The 15798-nt window shown below is 73.0% G+C and carries 13 protein-coding genes; 6 read left to right on the forward strand and 7 right to left on the reverse strand.

From position 1 onward, the window contains the following. Positions 1-5: 5 nt before the first annotated feature. The 3 genes from ABZ117_RS13280 to ABZ117_RS13290 all read right to left on the reverse strand — a co-directional run bounded on the left by ABZ117_RS13280 (position 6) and on the right by ABZ117_RS13290 (position 3210). Complete coding sequence (locus ABZ117_RS13280; RefSeq protein WP_356820196.1) at positions 6-725, reverse strand: helix-turn-helix transcriptional regulator; 720 nt, start codon at positions 723-725, stop codon at positions 6-8. 161 nt (positions 726-886) lie between these two features. After that, positions 887-1579 (reverse strand): response regulator, encoded by a 693-nt coding sequence (locus ABZ117_RS13285; RefSeq protein ID WP_356820198.1) that lies wholly within the window; start codon positions 1577-1579, stop codon positions 887-889. Beyond that, positions 1576-3210: a sensor histidine kinase gene (locus ABZ117_RS13290; RefSeq protein WP_356820200.1), complete on the reverse strand. Its 1635-nt coding sequence runs from the start codon at positions 3208-3210 to the stop codon at positions 1576-1578. The genes ABZ117_RS13285 and ABZ117_RS13290 overlap by 4 nt, the downstream gene beginning before the upstream one ends. 178 nt (positions 3211-3388) lie before the next feature. On the opposite strand from ABZ117_RS13290, the gene ABZ117_RS13295 reads away from it, so the two are divergent. Continuing rightward, entirely contained in the window at positions 3389-4777 is a 1389-nt protein-coding gene (locus tag ABZ117_RS13295) for a cation:dicarboxylase symporter family transporter (RefSeq protein ID WP_356820202.1), read from the forward strand. Positions 4778-4880: 103 nt separating this feature from the next. Here ABZ117_RS13295 and ABZ117_RS13300 read toward each other — a convergent pair whose 3' ends face one another. Next, the gene (locus ABZ117_RS13300) at positions 4881-5495 is read right to left on the reverse strand and encodes a TetR/AcrR family transcriptional regulator (protein WP_356820204.1); all 615 of its coding nucleotides are present in this window, start codon (positions 5493-5495) and stop codon (positions 4881-4883) included. A 141-nt stretch (positions 5496-5636) separates the two neighbouring features. Here ABZ117_RS13300 and ABZ117_RS13305 point away from each other — a divergent pair, with 141 nt between their 5' ends. The 5 genes from ABZ117_RS13305 (at position 5637) to ABZ117_RS13325 (ending at position 11383) form a co-directional block, all read left to right on the forward strand. After that, on the forward strand, positions 5637-7310 hold the full coding sequence (locus ABZ117_RS13305) for an MFS transporter (RefSeq protein WP_356820206.1): 1674 nt from the start codon (positions 5637-5639) through the stop codon (positions 7308-7310). A 99-nt stretch (positions 7311-7409) separates the two neighbouring features. Continuing rightward, positions 7410-8180 (forward strand): DUF2127 domain-containing protein, encoded by a 771-nt coding sequence (locus tag ABZ117_RS13310; RefSeq protein WP_356820207.1) that lies wholly within the window; start codon positions 7410-7412, stop codon positions 8178-8180. Positions 8181-8209: 29 nt separating this feature from the next. Next, positions 8210-8638, forward strand: coding sequence for a MerR family transcriptional regulator (locus ABZ117_RS13315; protein ID WP_356820209.1), 429 nt, complete (start codon positions 8210-8212; stop codon positions 8636-8638). Then, on the forward strand, positions 8635-8967 hold the full coding sequence (trxA, locus tag ABZ117_RS13320; RefSeq protein ID WP_356820211.1) for a thioredoxin: 333 nt from the start codon (positions 8635-8637) through the stop codon (positions 8965-8967). Before ABZ117_RS13315 ends, trxA begins: the two co-directional genes overlap by 4 nt. Positions 8968-9088: 121 nt before the next feature. Beyond that, a complete protein-coding gene (locus ABZ117_RS13325; RefSeq protein WP_356820213.1) occupies positions 9089-11383 on the forward strand; it encodes an ATP-dependent DNA helicase in 2295 nt (764 codons plus the stop codon). Between the two features lie 42 nt (positions 11384-11425). Here ABZ117_RS13325 and glgB read toward each other — a convergent pair whose 3' ends face one another. The 3 genes from glgB to ABZ117_RS13340 form a co-directional block, all read right to left on the reverse strand. Continuing rightward, positions 11426-13738 (reverse strand): 1,4-alpha-glucan branching enzyme, encoded by a 2313-nt coding sequence (gene glgB, locus ABZ117_RS13330; RefSeq protein ID WP_356820215.1) that lies wholly within the window; start codon positions 13736-13738, stop codon positions 11426-11428. 27 nt (positions 13739-13765) lie between these two features. Beyond that, a complete protein-coding gene (locus ABZ117_RS13335; RefSeq protein ID WP_356820217.1) occupies positions 13766-15151 on the reverse strand; it encodes a phosphotransferase in 1386 nt (461 codons plus the stop codon). A gap of 104 nt (positions 15152-15255) precedes the next feature. Continuing rightward, positions 15256-15798: alpha-glucosidase C-terminal domain-containing protein (locus tag ABZ117_RS13340; protein WP_356820219.1), on the reverse strand; the 543-nt coding region annotated here is incomplete at its 5' end.

The raw sequence follows: 15798 nt of genomic DNA on the forward strand, positions 1-15798 counted from the left end.
CCCGCTCAGCCGGTGCCGGTGGTCCCGGTGCGGTCCCAGAAGTGCTCCACGATCCGGTCGAGGAAGTCGCGGCCGGACTCGCTGGCGCCCGTGCCGCCACCGCCCCAGCTGAGCGTGGCGGTCATGTGCCCCTGGTAGTCCTGGTGCAGCCCTTGCAGCACCGCCTCCACGACGCCCCGTTCCAGCGGCGCCAGCCGCAGCACCGGCGCCACATAGGCCTGCCAGCGGGTGGTCACCGCGCTGTGCAGCAGTTCGGCGAGCTTGGTCTCGCGGCCGGTGACGGCGACGAAGTCGGGCAGGGCGAGGTCGAGGACCCGGGCCAGCGCGGCCGACTGCCGCTCGTCGCCCCGCCACTGCCCGCTCTCCTCCGTGCGCAGATAGGCGCGCAGGTCCATGCCGACGGCGCGGGCGACGTCCTCGGGTGCCACGCCCCGGGCGACGCGATGCTCGCGCAGGGTCCGCGGCCGGCCGATGAGTTCACCCGGAGAACACCACAACGCGCCCGCCAGCGCGGTGAGTTCGGGGTTGCTGGGGGTGATCGTGCCGCGTTCCCAGGCGATCACGAGGTCGGGGGTGACGTACGGCAGCCCGTACGAGGCACGCATCCCGTAGGCGACGTGCTCGGGCCCCATGCCCAGCGCGGCACGGAGCCTGCGGGCGGCGGGGGCGTCGAACGGGGGAGCCGACGGGTTCGGTCGGGCTGAGGGTTGGCGCACCCGGCACAACGTAGGCCCGGTTCGCCCGGTTGACTACGGTCGGTTCCACCGAGATCACGGATCGTACGAACGTACGGGGTGATCACGCGGAGTGGTCCGGCACCCCGTGCCACCCGACCGCGACCGGCCCGGCCGGTGAACCCCTGGCCCCTCCCCGGCCGCCGGCGCGCTCACCGGCTCGGCGGGCCCCATCGGTACACCAGCTCCGGCCGTCCCACCTGCCCGTACAGCGGACTCCGTCCGGCCCGGCCCGCCTCCACCAGGTGTTCCAGGTACCGGCGCGCGGTGATCCGGGAGATGCCCACGGCCTCGGCGACCCCCGCCGCCGTGAGCCCCTGCGGCGCCTCCCGCAGCGCGCCCGTCACCCGCTCCAGCGTCGGCCCGCTCAGCCCCTTCGGCAGCGCCGCGGGCGAGGGTGCCCGCAGGCTCGCCAGCGCGCGGTCCACCTCGTCCTGTCCGCTCGCCTCGCCCACCGCCGCGCGGAACTCGGCGTACCGGACCAGTCGGTCCCGGAGCGTCGCGAAGGTGAACGGCTTCAGGACGTACTGGACGACCCCCAGCGAGACCCCCTCCCGCACCACCGCCAGGTCCCGTGCCGACGTCACCGCTATCACGTCCGCGTGATGCCCGGCCGCCCGCAGGGACCGGGCGAACTGGAGACCGTGCACGTCCGGGAGGTGAAGATCCAGCAGCAGCAGGTCCACGGGCGTACGGTCCAGGACGCGCCGCGCCTGGGCTCCCGTGTGCGCCTTCCCGACCGCGACGAACCCGGGCACCCGGCCGACGTACAGCACGTGGGCGTCGGCGGCCACCGGGTCGTCCTCGACGACGAGCACGCGGATGGGCCGCTGTCCGCTGGTCATCCGCCACCGCCCGGGGCCGTGCGCAACGGCAACCGCACCTCGAACACCGCTCCGCCCTCACCCTCCTCGTCGGACTCCACCGCCGTCAGCGTGCCCTCGTGGCGGTTCACCGCCTGCCGGACCAGGGCCAGCCCCAGCCCCCGCCCGCCGGGCCCGGCCGGCTTGGTGGAGAACCCGCGCTGGAACACCAGGCCGGCATGGGCGGGGTCGACACCGGGACCGGTGTCCGACACGCGCAGCACGACTTCGGCGGCCGAAGCGTACGCCGTCACCGTCACCCGCGCCCGCGCCGTCCCCTGCGCCGCGTCCACCGCGTTGTCGATCAGGTTGCCGAGAATGGTGACGAGGTCCCGCGCCGACAGCTCGGCCGGGAGCAGGCCGTCGTCCAGCCGGCTGTCGGGGGACACCACCAGCTCCACGCCCCGCTCGTTCGCCTGCGCGGTCTTGCCCAGCAGCAGCGCGGCGAGGACCGGTTCGCTCACCGCCGCGACCACCTGGTCGGTGAGGGCCTGGGCCAGCTCCAGCTCGGCCGTCGCGAACTCCACCGCCTCCCCGGCCCGGCCCAGCTCGATCAGGGAGACGACGGTGTGCAGACGGTTCGCCGCCTCGTGCGCCTGCGAGCGCAGTGCCTGGGTGAAGCCGCGCTCCGAGTCCAGCTCGCCCATCAGGGACTGGAGTTCGGTCACGTCGCGCAGGGTGACGACCGTGCCCCGGCGCTCACCGCCGGAGACCGGGGACGTGTTCACCACCAGCACCCGGTCCGCCGTCAGGTGCACCTCGTCCACCCGGGGCTCGGAGGACAGCAGGGCACCGGTCAGCGGGGCGGGCAGCCCCAGCCCGGCCACCGAGCGGCCGATCAGGTCCGGGTCACCGGCGCCGCCCACACCCAGCAGCTCCCGGCCGCCGTCGTTGATCAGGGCCACCCGGTACTGCGCGTCCAGCATCAGCAGGCCCTCGCGGACCGCGTGCAGCGCCGCCTGGTGGTAGTCGTGCATGTGGCTCAGCTCGGTGGCGTTCATGCCGTGGGTGTGGCGGCGCAGCCGCGCGTTGATCACATAGGTGCCGACCGCGCCCAGCAGCAGGACGGCGCCGGCGACCCCGAGCAGGGCGGTGAGCTGGTCCCGGACCCGGGCGCTGATCGTCTGCACGGTGATGCCGGCGCTGACCAGCCCGATGACCCGGCCGTGGTCGGTGATGGGGGTCACCGCGCGGACGGACGGGCCGAGCGTGCCGGTGTAGGTCTCGGTGAAGGTACGGCCGTGCCTGGCGGGGCCGATGGTGCCGAGGAAGCGTCTGCCGATCTGCCGCCGGTCGGGGTGGGTCCAGCGGATGCCGGACGGGTTCATGATCGTGACGAAGTCGACGTCGGCGTCCCGCGTGACCTGGAGGGCGTACGGCTCCAGCCGGCTGCTGGGGTCCGTCGCGCGGATCGCCGTGCGGACGGAGGGGGAGTCGGCGATCGAGCGGGCCACCGCCGTCGCCTGCCGTGCGGCGGCGTCCTCGGCCTGCCGCTGGTCGCTGACGTAGGTGAACAGCGCGTACCCGGCCACGACCACCGCGACCAGCACGGCCTGCATGGCGAACAGCTGGGCCGCCAGGCTGCGGGGTCGCGGGAGGGTGGGGAGGCGCATGCCAGCAGTGTGCCTCGCGGGCCGGGCCCGGCGGGAACGGGCGGCGGGCGCGAACTCAATGAACACAAGGGTGACCGCTTTCGGACGGCCGGGAGATAGTCACGGCGTTCCCCCAACAACGCCCGGACGTGAGCCGCACGCCGGTTGTTCACCGACGAAGACGTCAAGGAGGGCAGTCGTGGCCGCCAGCACCCCCGAAACGGCACCTGCCGCACCCCGCGTGCCGCGGGACCGGACCCACTACCTGTACATCGCCGTCATCGTGGCGGTCGCGCTCGGCATCGCCGTGGGGCTGATCCGGCCCGACGCGGCGGTGCAGCTGAAGCCGCTGGGCACCGGATTCGTGAACCTGATCAAGATGATGATCTCGCCGATCATCTTCTGCACGATCGTGCTCGGCATCGGATCCGTGCGCAAGGCCGCCAAGGTCGGCGCCGTCGGCGGTATCGCCCTCGGCTACTTCCTGGTGATGTCGCTCGTCGCGCTCGCCATCGGCCTCGTCGTCGGCAACGTGCTGCACCCGGGGGCGGGACTGCACCTGACCGAGGCGCTCCGGCAGACCGGGCACGCCCAGGTGTCCAGCGACGCGCTGCCGCCGGTGGACTTCGTCCTGTCGATCATCCCGACCACGTTCGTGTCCGCGTTCACCGAGGGCCAGGTCCTCCAGACGCTGCTGGTGGCCCTGCTCGCCGGGTTCGCGCTCCAGGCCATGGGTCCGGCCGGGCAGCCGGTGCTGCGGGGCGTCGAGCACATCCAGCGGCTGGTCTTCCGCATCCTGTCCATGGTGATGTGGGCCGCGCCGGTCGGCGCGTTCGGGGCGATCGCGGCCGTGGTCGGCTCCGCGGGCGTCGACGCGCTCAAGAGCCTCGCCGTGCTGATGCTGGGCTTCTACGTCACCTGCTTCCTGTTCGTGTTCGTCGTGCTCGGGGCGGTGCTCCGGATCGTCGCGGGGCTGAACGTCCTCTCCCTGTTCAAGTACCTGTCGCGGGAGTTCCTGCTGATCCTGTCCACCTCCTCCTCCGAGTCGGCGCTGCCGCGGCTGATCGCGAAGATGGAGCACCTGGGCGTCAGCCGGCCGGTCGTCGGCATCACCGTGCCGACCGGGTACTCCTTCAACCTCGACGGCACGATGATCTACATGACCATGGCGTCGCTGTACATCGCGGACGCGCTGGGCACGCCGATGCCGGTCGGCGAGCAGATCCCGCTGCTGCTGTTCCTGCTGCTGGCGTCGAAGGGCGCGGCCGGTGTCAGCGGGGCCGGCCTGGCGACCCTGGCCGGCGGCCTCCAGTCGCACAAGCCGGCGCTGGTCGACGGGGTCGGGCTGATCGTGGGCATCGACCGGTTCATGAGCGAGGCGCGTGCGCTGACGAACTTCGCGGGCAACGCGGTGGCGACCGTGCTGGTGGGCACGTGGACCAAGGAGATCGACAAGGCGCGGGTGCGGCGGGTGCTGGCCGGCGAGCTGCCGTTCGACGAGACGACGCTGCTGGACGAGGGGCGGCCGGCGGTGAGCGACGTTCCCGCGCCGCGCGAGGACGGCGAGAAGGAGCTGGCCAAGGCCTGATCCTCCTGGAGTTCCGGACGTCCGGCCCGGCCTGAACCCGGGCCGGGCGTCCGGTCACCGCCGCCGGGCGGCCGAGTCTCCCCCGTACCTCGGCCGCCCGGCTCTACGACACCTCGGCCACCAGCTCGGTGGCCCGTGAGGCGGGTACGCCCGCCGCGGTCAGCACGGCGACCGTGGCGGCGCGGCCCGCCTCCTGTGCTGCCAGGAGGCCGTCGTTCACCGCCTCCGTCACCGCGAACAGCATCTGCTCCACCACATAGGCGAGGGCCGGCGCGGGCAGCGGGGAGACGAACACGCCCTCGTCCAGTCCGCGCTGGAGGAGGCGGATCTTGTCGTCGCGCACGGGCGCGAGGCGTTCCCGGATGCCCTGCACGGTGACCGTCCGCTGGGCCAGGGCGATCAGCAGCCGGTAGCGGTCGGCCACCGGCCACAGGGCGAGCACCGAGCGGGCCACCGCCTCCGCCGGGTCGGACACACCGGCGCGGGCGTGCGAGTCGGCGTCCGCGAGGGCCTCCACGGCTCCGTCCACGAGGGTGCTGATCAGTGCCTCCCGGTTGGGGAAGTGGCCGTACACCGTGCGCCGTACGACCCCCGCGGCGCGCGCGATCTGGTCCATGGAGGCGTCGGGATCGCGGAGCAGTTCGGTGAGGGCGACGTCGAGGATGCGGCGCCGGTTGGCGTCGGCGCGGCTGGTGTTACCCGTGGTCATGGCGGACATTCTGCCTCCCCGGCTCGACTTGCACGGCGCTGTGCAACCACGTACATTGCACATGGTTGTGCAATTGCACGCCTCTGTGCAAGTCGTGACGGTACACCGATGTGCGCGTCCGCCGCCGCTCCGGAAAGGAGACCCCCTGCCATGCGACTCGTCATGACCGAACCGGTCGACACGACGGAGCGCCCCTACGCCCGGCGCTGGTGGGCGCTGCTGGTGCTGTGCCTCAGCCTGCTGATCATCGTGATGGCGAACACCGCGCTCACGGTCGCCGCGCCCGACATGACCCGCGACCTCGGGCTGTCCAGCGCCGACCTCCAGTGGGTCATCGACGGCTACACCGTGCCCTACGCGGCGCTGATGCTGCTGCTCGGCGCGATCGGCGACAAGTACAGCCGGCGCGGGGCGCTCGTCCTCGGGCTGGCCGTCTTCGGCGGCGGCGCCGTCTTCGGCTACCTCGCCGACAGCTCCACGACCGTCATCGCGGCCCGGGCCGTGATGGGTGTCGGCGCGGCCCTCATCATGCCGGCCACGCTCTCGCTGCTCGCCGCGACCTTCCCGCGCGCCGAGCGGGCCAAGGCGATCACGCTGTGGACCGCCACCGCCGGGCTCGCCATCGCCGCCGGCCCGGTCGTCGCCGGCGCCCTGCTGCGCGACCACGGCTGGTCCTCGACGTTCCTGATCAACGTGCCCATCGCGGCCGTGGCCGTCGTCGGCGCCCTGGTCCTCGTCCCACCGTCCAAGGCCGGCCACCACGACCGCATCGACTACGTCGGCGGACTGCTCTCGGTGCTCTGGACCGGCGCCCTCGTGTACATGATCATCGAGGGGCCGCACTTCGGCTGGCACGCCAAGGCCGTCGGGGCCGCGGTGCTCGCGGGCGTCGGTCTGGTCGCCTTCGTCCTGTGGGAGCTGCGGCACCCGCGCCCCATCCTGGACGTGCGCCGCTTCGCCGGCCGCCGGTTCGCGGGCTCCAACCTCGCCGTCGCCCTGTTCTTCCTGGCCGTCTTCGGCGCCTTCTACTACCTCACCCAGCACCTCCAGTTCGTCCTCGGCTACGACGCCCTCCAGACCGGTGTGCGCATGCTGCCGCTGGCCGGCGCCGTCTTCGCCGGCTCCGCCCTGACCGGCTGGCTCACCCCGCGGGTCGGCATGAAGTGGACCGTCAGCGCGGGCATGGTCGGCGGCACGACCGCCCTGGCCCTGCTGACCCGCGTGGACGCGGGCTCCGGCTACGGCGACTTCGTGGCCCCCCTGATCATCCTGGGCCTCGCCATCGGCCTCGCGCTCTCGCCCTGCACCGACGCCATCATGGGCGCGTTCCCGGAGTCCGAGCTGGGCGTCGGCGGCGCCGTCAACGACACCTCGCTGGAACTGGGCGGCTCGCTCGGCATCGCCCTCCTCGGCTCGCTGCTCGCCACCTCGTACGGCGACCACCTCTCCGACGCCACCGCCGGCAGCAAGCTCCCGGCGAGCGCCCTGGACACCGCGCGGGACTCGGTCGGCGCCGGGTACGCCGTCGCGCAGGGCATCGGCGAGAAGGCGCACGGGCTGGCCGAGCGGGCGGCGGCCGCGAAGGACCCGCAGCAGGCCGCGCAGCTCAAGCAGCAGGCCGCCGAGCTGGCCGCCGGCGCCCGTCAGATGGCGGACGCGGTGGGCTCCTCCTTCTCCGACGCGGTCGCCCGCACCAGCCTGGTCGGCGCGGTCATCCTCGGTGTCGGCACGGTCCTGGTGGCCGTCCTGCTGCCCCGGCGCGAGTCCCCCGCACCCGAGGCGGAGACCGAGGAGCGGGAACCGGCGGACAGCCGGGCGGCCTGACCGCTTCCCGCCCCCCTCACGCGCGCACGTGCCGTTTGCCGGTGATATCCGGAACGGCACGTGCGCGCTCCGCGTCTGTACGCGTATGGAGGCACGTGGATGACGATCGACTGGGACCGGCGGACCTGCGCGCGCAAGGGGCATGTGACCTACGCGCCCGACGATCCCCGGCTGCGGGTACGGCTGCACGCCCGGACCGCGCTCGGGGACGTGTGGCGCTGTCTGCGCTGCGGAGACTTCGCACTCGGCGAGCCGCACGGCTCCGGGCCGGCCGACGAGGCGCCGCTCGTGCCGCGCGGCAAGGTGCTGCGGGACCTGTTCGTCCTGCGCTTCCTGGCCGTCGAGCGGGCCGTGCGCGGGGTGTTCATCGTGCTGGTCGCGGTGGCGGTCTGGAGGTTCAGCAACAGCCGGGACGCGGTGCGCCGGCTCTTCGACGAGTACCTGAACGTCTTCCGCCCGGTGTTCCGGCACTTCCACTACGACCTCGACCACTCACCGGTCATCGGCTCCGTCCAGAAGGCCTTCGGCTACCGGCACTCCACGCTGCTGCTGGTGGCCGCCCTGCTGCTGGCCTACGCGCTGATCGAACTGATCGAGGCGGCCGGCCTGTGGTACGCCAAGCGCTGGGCGGAGTACCTGACGGTCGTCGCGACGGCCGCCTTCCTGCCGCTGGAGATCTACGAACTCACCGAGCACATCAGCTGGGTGAAGATCGCCACGCTCGTCCTGAACATCCTCGCGGTCCTCTACATCGCTCTGGCCAAGCGCCTGTTCGGCCTGCGCGGCGGACGCCGCCGGTTCGAGGAGGAACGGCACAGCGCCTCCCTCATGGAGGTGGCGGAATCGGCGGGGGTTCCCGCCTTGCCTTGACGCCGACGTCAACCCGTACCGTCGTGGACATGCGAATCGGCGAGCTGGCCGCGCGGGCCGGGACCACGACACGCACCCTGCGCTACTACGAGGCGCGGGGACTGCTGCCGGCCCGGCGCGACGGCAACGGACACCGCACGTACGACGAGGGCGACCTCAGGCTGCTCCGGCAGATCCGCACCCTCCAGGACTTCGGGTTCGACCTGGAGGAGACGCGGCCGTTCGTGGAGTGCCTGCGCGCCGGGCACCCGGACGGCGACTCCTGCCCGGCCTCGCTGCTGGTGTACCGGCGCAAGCTGGCCGAGCTGGACGCGCTGATCGGGCAGCTGACGGGCGTGCGCGAGACGGTCGCCGGACAGCTGGAGCGGGCCGAGCGGGCCCGGGACGAACTGGCCGCCGAGGCGCTGGTTCCGGGGGGCCCGGAACCCGTGTGCGAACTGGGAGCGCTGACGCGATGAGCTTGGTGAGCGGACTGACGGAAGTGACGGACGCCGATTTCGAGGCGGAGGTGATCGGCTCGGACCTGCCGGTGCTGGTGCAGTTCACGGCCGAGTGGTGCGGGCCGTGCCGGCAGCTCGCGCCGGTGCTGAAGGACATCGCGTTCGAGGAGGGCGACCGGCTGAAGGTCGTGCAGATCGACGTGGACCGCAATCCGCAGACGACGATCTCCTACGGCGTGATGGCCACGCCCACCCTCCTGCTCTTCCGGGACGGTGAGCCGGTGCGCTCGATCGTCGGCGCGCGGCCCAAGCGCAAGCTGCTGGCGGACCTGGCGGACGCGCTGTAGAGACGCCCCGGAGTGCGAAAAATCCCCCGAGGAATTGCGCTCGGGGGATTTCGCTGCGTATATTCAGTGGTTCGCGACTTTCATCAGAACAAGTCGCGGAGAAGTCCAGTGGGCACAGTGTATGCGGGCGGGAGCGGAATTGTCAAACGCGGAGTTGTCGAACAGTGAATTCCCGGACGATGAATTGCGCGACGAGCAGGAATTCATCGACGGACTGTACGCGCGCGTGGACGTGCTGAGCGGCGAGACCGAGACCTCCGTGGCCGACGCTCTCGCGCAGGGCGACAAGCCCATGCAGGCCCGGCTGGAGCGGGACATCCTGGTCGCCGAGCGCTCGGGGCTCCTCGCCGCGCTGAACGCCGTGGACGGATCGCTCTGCTTCGGCCGGATCGATCTCACCGACGGGCACAAGCACCACATCGGCCGGATCGGACTGCGCGAGGACGACGCCGAACGCACCCCGGTCCTCGTCGACTGGCGCGCCGACGTCGCCCGCCCCTTCTACCTGGCCACCGGCCACACCCCGATGGGCCTGCGCCGCCGCCGGCACATCGCCACCGAGGGCCGGACCGTCACCGCCCTGCACGACGAGATCCTGGACCTCGGCGACGCCACCCGCACCGGCCACGAGGACCCCACCGGGGACGCCGTCCTGCTCGCCGCGCTGAACTCGGCCCGCACCGGCCGCATGAGCGACATCGTGCAGACCATCCAGGCCGAGCAGGACGAGATCATCCGGGCGCTCCACCGCGGCGTACTCGTCGTGGAGGGCGGCCCCGGCACCGGCAAGACCGCGGTCGCCCTGCACCGGGCGGCCTATCTGCTCTACGAGTACCGGGAACTGCTGGCCCGCCGGGCCGTCCTCATCGTCGGCCCGAACCCGGCCTTCCTCGGCTACATCGGCGAGGTGCTGCCCTCCCTCGGCGAGACCGGGGTGCTGCTGGCCACGGTCGGCGAGCTGTTCCCCGGCGTGCGGGCCACCGCCGCCGACACACCCGCGGCGGCCGCGGTGAAGGGCCGCGCCGGCATGGCCGACGTGCTCGCCGCCGTCGTACGCGACCGGCAGACGCTGCCCGACCCGGTCGCCGCGATCGAGCACGACCGCGAGGTGCTGATGCTGGACGACGGCCTGGTGAGCGTCGCCCGGGAACGGACCCGCGCCACGAGACTGCCGCACAACGCGGCCCGTGAGTACTTCGAGGGCCACATCCTCAACACCCTCACCGAGCTGTACGCCGAACGCGTGGGCACCGACCCCTACGACGGCAGCAGCCTGCTCGACGCCTCCGACATCACCCAGATCCGCGACGAGCTCGCCGAGAACCCCGGCGTCCGGTCCGCCGTCGACCGGCTGTGGCCCCGGATCACCCCGCAGCGGCTGCTCGCCGACTTCCTCGCGGAACCGGACGGCTACCTCCCGAAGGAGGACGCGGACGCGGTCCGCCGCCCGGTGACCCGCGCCTGGACCGTCGCCGACGTCCCCCTGCTGGACGAGGCGGCCGAACTCCTCGGCGAGGACGACCGCCTGGCGCGGGTCCGGGCGGACCGCGAGCGCGAGACGCAGATCGCCTACGCGCAGGGCGTGCTGGACGTCTCGTACGCCTCGCGGACCTACGAGTTCGAGGACAAGGAGGACAGCGACCCCGAGGCCTCGGAGGTGCTGTCGGCGCACGACATCATCGACGCCGAGCGGTTCGCCGAGCGGCAGGAGGAGGCGGACCACCGCAGCGCCGCAGAGCGGGCCGCCGCCGACCGGACCTGGGCGTTCGGGCACATCATCGTGGACGAGGCGCAGGAATTGTCGCCGATGGCCTGGCGGCTGCTGATGCGGCGCAGCCCGACCCGCTCGATGACCCTGGTCGGCGACCCCGCCCAGACCGCGGAGGCGGCCGGCGTCGGGTCCTGGGCGGACATCCTCGCCCCCTATGTCGGGGACCGCTGGGAGCACGCCCGCCTCGGCGTCAACTACCGCACCCCGGCCGAGATCATGGACCTGGCCGCGGCCGTGGTCCGTGCCCGGGAGCCCGGCTTCGAGCCGCCCAGCTCCGTCCGGTCCACCGGGGTACGGCCCTGGGTGCGGCGGGCCGCGGGCGACCTGCCCGGCGCGGTCGCCCGGGCGGCCGCGGAACTCGCCCCCGCCGAGGGCCGCCTCGCGGTGATCGCCCCGCGCGCGCTGCACCGCTCCCTGGCCGCCCGGCTGGACGGGGTCACGGCCGGCGCGGAACCCGACCTGACGCACCGGACCGTCCTGCTCGACCCGCGCCAGGCCAAGGGGCTGGAGTTCGACTCGGTCCTCGTGGTGGAGCCGGCCGCCTACGGCACGAGCGACCTGTACGTGGCGCTGACCCGGGCCACCCAGCGGCTCGGCGTCCTGCACACGGGCTCGCTGCCGCCGGGCCTGACCGACGGGGAGTGACGCGGCGGGCCCGGGGGCGGCCGGCCCCCGGGCCCCGCACGGTCAGGCGGGGCGCAGCCACACCGTCGCGAGCGGGGGCAGCGTCAGGCGGATGCTCGCCGGGCGGCCGTGCCAGGGGTGGGCCTCGGGCTTGACGGCGTCCGGGGTGGTGACGTCGCCGCCGCCGTAGCGGGCCGCGTCGGTGTTCAGCACCTCGACCCAGGCCGGCACCTCCTCCGGGACCCCGATCCGGTAGTCGGGACGGACCACGGGGGCCAGGTGGGAGATCGCGAGCAGCGGGGTGCCGTCGGCGTCGTACCGCAGGAACGCGAAGACGTTGTCGTCCGCCGAGTCACCGGTGACCCACGCGAAGCCCGCCGGGTCGGTGTCCCGCTGCCACAGCGCCGGAGCCGCCCGGTACTGCGCGTTGAGGTCCGCCACGAGGTCCCGTACGCCCCGGTGCTCGGCCTCCGCGCCGTAGGACGGGTCCAGCAGCCACCAGTCGGGGCCGTGCACCTCGGACCACTCGGCGCCCTGCGCGAACTCCTGCCCCATGAACAGCAGCTGCTTGCCCGGGTGGGCCCACATGAAGCCGAGGTAGGCGCGGTGGTTGGCGCGCCGCTGCCACCAGTCGCCCGGCATCTTCGACACCAGCGACCCCTTGCCGTGCACCACCTCGTCGTGGGAGATCGGCAGGACGTAGTTCTCGCTGTACGCGTACACCATCGAGAACGTCATCTCGTGGTGGTGGTGCTTGCGGTGCACGGGGTCGTGGCTCATGTACGCCAGCGAGTCGTGCATCCAGCCCATGTTCCACTTCAGGCCGAAACCGAGCCCGCCGAAACCGCTCGGGCCCGTGAGGTGGGTGGGACGGGTGACGCCGTCCCAGGCCGTGGACTCCTCGGCGATGGTGACCACTCCCGGGCAGCGCCGGTACACGGTGGCGTTCATCTCCTGGAGGAAGGCCACGGCGTCCAGGTTCTCCCGGCCGCCGTGCTCGTTCGGCTCCCACTGGCCCGGCTCGCGCGAGTAGTCCAGGTAGAGCATCGAGGCGACCGCGTCCACGCGCAGCCCGTCGATGTGGAACTCCTCGCACCAGTAGACCGCGTTCGCCACCAGGAAGTTGCGGACCTCACGCCGGCCGAAGTCGAACTCCAGCGTGCCCCAGTCGGGATGGGCGGCCCGACGGGGGTCGTGGTGCTCGTACAGCGGGCGCCCGTCGAAGGCGGCCAGCGCCCACTCGTCCCGCGGGAAGTGCGCGGGCACCCAGTCCATCAGGACGCCGATGCCGGCCTGGTGCAGCCGGTCCACCAGATACTTGAAGTCGTCGGGGGTGCCCAGCCGGGCGGTCGGCGCGTAGAAGCCGGTGACCTGGTAGCCCCAGGAACCGCCGAAGGGATGCTCGGCGACCGGCATCAGCTCGACGTGCGTGAAGCCCGTCTCGGTCAGGTACGCCGGCAGCTGCTCGGCGAGCTGCCGGTAGGTCAGGCCCGGCCGCCAGGACGGCAGGTGCACCTCGTAGACGGAGAAGGGCGCCTCGTGGACCGGGGTGTCCGCCCGGTGGGCCATCCACTCGGCGTCACCCCACTCGTGGTGCGAGGCGTGCACGACCGAGGAGGTGGCGGGCGGCGCCTCGGTACGGCGGGCCATCGGGTCGGCGCGCTGGGTGCGCGAGCCGTCCGGGCGGGTGATCTCGAACTTGTACAGCTCGCCCTCGCCGATCCCCGGCACGAACAGCTCCCAGATCCCGGTGCCGCCGAGCGAACGCATCGGGAAGGCGGTGCCGTCCCAGAAGTTGAAGGTGCCCGTGATGCGCACGCCGAGCGCGTTGGGCGCCCACACCGCGAACCGGGTGCCGGTGACGCCCTGGTGGGTGGTGACGTGCGCGCCGAGCGCCTGCCACAGCTGCTCGTGCCGGCCCTCGCCGATCAGGTGCAGGTCCAGCTCGCCGAGCGTGGGCAGGAAACGGTAGGCGTCCTCGGTCTCCTGGACCGTGCCGTCGTACGTCACCAGCAGCCGGTACCCGGGGACCTCCGCGAGCGGCACCAGGCCGGAGAAGAAGCCGTCGCCGTCGTCGTGCAGCTCGGCCCGCAGCTCGTCCGAGACCACGGTGACCGCCCGCGCGTACGGGCGGAACGCGCGGAAGGCGGTCCCGCCCGGCACCGGATGCGCGCCCAGCACGGAGTGCGGGGCGTGGTGGGTGCCGTGCAGCAGCCGCTCGCGGTCTCCGGCGTCCAGGGCCGGGGAGACGGCGGCCTCCACCACGGGTGCCGGTGCCTGCGGGGGCACCCGCGTCTCCTGCGGCTGCTTCGCGGCCCTGCTCCTGCCGGACTTGTTCTTCGCGTTCTTCGGCGTGGCTGACTTCTTGGACGTCACGAGCGGGTCTCCCGGGCGAGAATCGGGTCAGGTCGGGTCGGACGCGGCGAGGCGGCGGATCGCCGACAGGGGGACGGGGAGCCAGTCGGGCCGGTGCCGGGCCTCGTAGACGACCTCGTACACCGCCTTGTCGGTCTCGTAGGCCCGCAGCAGCACCGGGTCGGTGCGCGGGTCGAGGCCGGTCACCTCCGCGTACCCCGAGCAGTAGGCGGCGCGGCAGGCGTGCGCCCAGTCCGGGTCGGGCACGCTCGCCGAGTGGGCCGCGTAGTCGAAGGAGCGGAGCATGCCCGCGATGTCCCGCACCGGCGGCTGCGGCATGCGCCGTTCGGCCAGCGGCCGGGCCGGCTCACCCTCGAAGTCGATCAGCGACCACTCGCCGGCCGGCGAGCGCAGGCACTGCCCGAGGTGCAGATCGCCGTGGACGCGCTGGGCGGTCCAGGTACGGCCCTCGGCGGCCAGGTCGGCCAGCGCCTCGTAGGCCGAGCACAGGCCACGCTCGTACGGCCGCAGTGCCGGCACCGCCTGCACGGCCGCCGTCAGCCGCTCCTTCATGCCGTCCACCAGCGACCGGAGCTGCGTGTGGCCGAGGGTGACCGTCGGCAGGGCGCGGGCGAGCGCGGTGTGCACCTCGGCGGTGGCCCGGCCCAGCGCCCGCGCCTCGGCGGTGAAGTCCTCGCCCTTGGCCAGCTCGCGCAGCGCCAGCTCCCAGCCGTCACCGGCGCCGCTCACATACGGCTGGAGCACGGCCAGGACGTACGCGTCCGTGTCCACGTCGGCGTGCAGCCAGGCCGTCGGCGCGGGGACCCGGGGGCAGGCCTCGCCGGCCAGGGCGAGCGGGATCTCCAGATCCGGGTTGACGCCGGGCACGACCCGGCGCAGCAGCTTGAGAATGAACGTATCTCCGTAGACCACCGACGAGTTGGACTGCTCGGCGGTCATCATCCGGGCCACCAGGCCCGTCCGGATGTCCTGCCGCGGATCCCGCTCGAACCGCAGTCCGCCGACGCGGGCCTGGGTGCGCAGGGCCTCCAGCAGCACCTCGGCGGGCCGGGCGTCGTAGAGGGCCTCGTACACCGTGCGTCCGGCGAGCGGGCCCTCCTCCACGTGACCGATCAGCGCGGGCGCCAGCCGGGGCGGCAGCGCCTCGCGCACGCCTATGAGCAGCTGGTAGCAGTCGCCGGGGTGCGGCGGCGCGCCCGGCGCGTCCGCCTGGTGGACGCGCAGGATCAGGTGATACAGGCCCAGCCGCCCGTCGGGCGGCAGGAGTTCGGTGACGGCCACGGCGGTGAAGCCCGTCACCGGGCGTCCCTTGCCGGCGAACCAGCGCTGCCGCGGCAGCCAGGTGCGGAGCAAGGGGTCGAGCGAGGAGAGGAGGGAATCGGTGGTGCCAGAGAGGGTGACCGTTTCCGCCATGGGCGTCACGTCCTTTCCCCGGGTCGTCGGGGTGTTACTACTGCGTGCCCCGGGTGGGGCGGTGGAAACGCCCCCGGCACCCCACCCGGGCGGAGGCGGCCGCATCACGCGGTCTCCCGGCGCAGCCGGAACCAGTAGAAGCCGTGGCCCTGGAGGGTGAGCAGGTACGGCAGCTCGCCGATGGCCGGGAACCGGACCCCGCCGAACAGCTCGATGGGATGCCGCCCTTCGTACCGGCTCAGGTCCAGCTCCGTGGGCTGGGCGAAGCGGGAGAAGTTGTGCACGCACAGCACGAGGTCGTCGCCCTCCTCCTCCGACAGGGGCGCCTCGCGCAGGAAGGCGAGCACGGCCGGGTTCGAGGACGGCAGTTCGGTGTAGGACCCCAGTCCGAAGGCGGGGTTCTGCTTGCGGATCTCGATCATGCGGCGCGTCCAGTGCAGCAGGCTGGACGGCGAGGCCATGGAGGCCTCGACGTTGGTGACCTGGTAGCCGTGGACCGGGTCCATGATCGCGGGCAGGAAGAGGCGGCCCGGGTCGCAGGAGGAGAAGCCAGCGTTGCGGTCGGGGGTCCACTGCATGGGGGTGCGGACCGCGTCGCGGTCACCGAGCCAGATGTTGTCGCCCATGCCGATCTCGTCGCCGTAGTA

This window comes from Streptomyces sp. NPDC006309, from assembly GCF_040613095.1.
GTDB lineage: Bacteria > Actinomycetota > Actinomycetes > Streptomycetales > Streptomycetaceae > Streptomyces.

Bases quoted from the DNA above. Each gene is read 5' to 3' on its own strand.
- ABZ117_RS13285 (WP_356820198.1), bottom strand. From the start codon at position 1,579: ATGACCAGCGGACAGCGGCCCATCCGCGTGCTCGTCGTCGAGGACGAC.
- ABZ117_RS13290 (WP_356820200.1), bottom strand. From the start codon at position 3,210: ATGCGCCTCCCCACCCTCCCGCGACCCCGCAGCCTGGCGGCCCAGCTG.
- ABZ117_RS13300 (WP_356820204.1), bottom strand. From the start codon at position 5,495: ATGTCCGCCATGACCACGGGTAACACCAGCCGCGCCGACGCCAACCGG.
- ABZ117_RS13305 (WP_356820206.1), top strand. From the start codon at position 5,637: ATGCGACTCGTCATGACCGAACCGGTCGACACGACGGAGCGCCCCTAC.
- ABZ117_RS13310 (WP_356820207.1), top strand. From the start codon at position 7,410: ATGACGATCGACTGGGACCGGCGGACCTGCGCGCGCAAGGGGCATGTG.
- ABZ117_RS13315 (WP_356820209.1), top strand. From the start codon at position 8,210: ATGCGAATCGGCGAGCTGGCCGCGCGGGCCGGGACCACGACACGCACC.
- trxA (WP_356820211.1), top strand. From the start codon at position 8,635: ATGAGCTTGGTGAGCGGACTGACGGAAGTGACGGACGCCGATTTCGAG.
- ABZ117_RS13325 (WP_356820213.1), top strand. From the start codon at position 9,089: ATGCGGGCGGGAGCGGAATTGTCAAACGCGGAGTTGTCGAACAGTGAA.
- ABZ117_RS13335 (WP_356820217.1), bottom strand. From the start codon at position 15,151: ATGGCGGAAACGGTCACCCTCTCTGGCACCACCGATTCCCTCCTCTCC.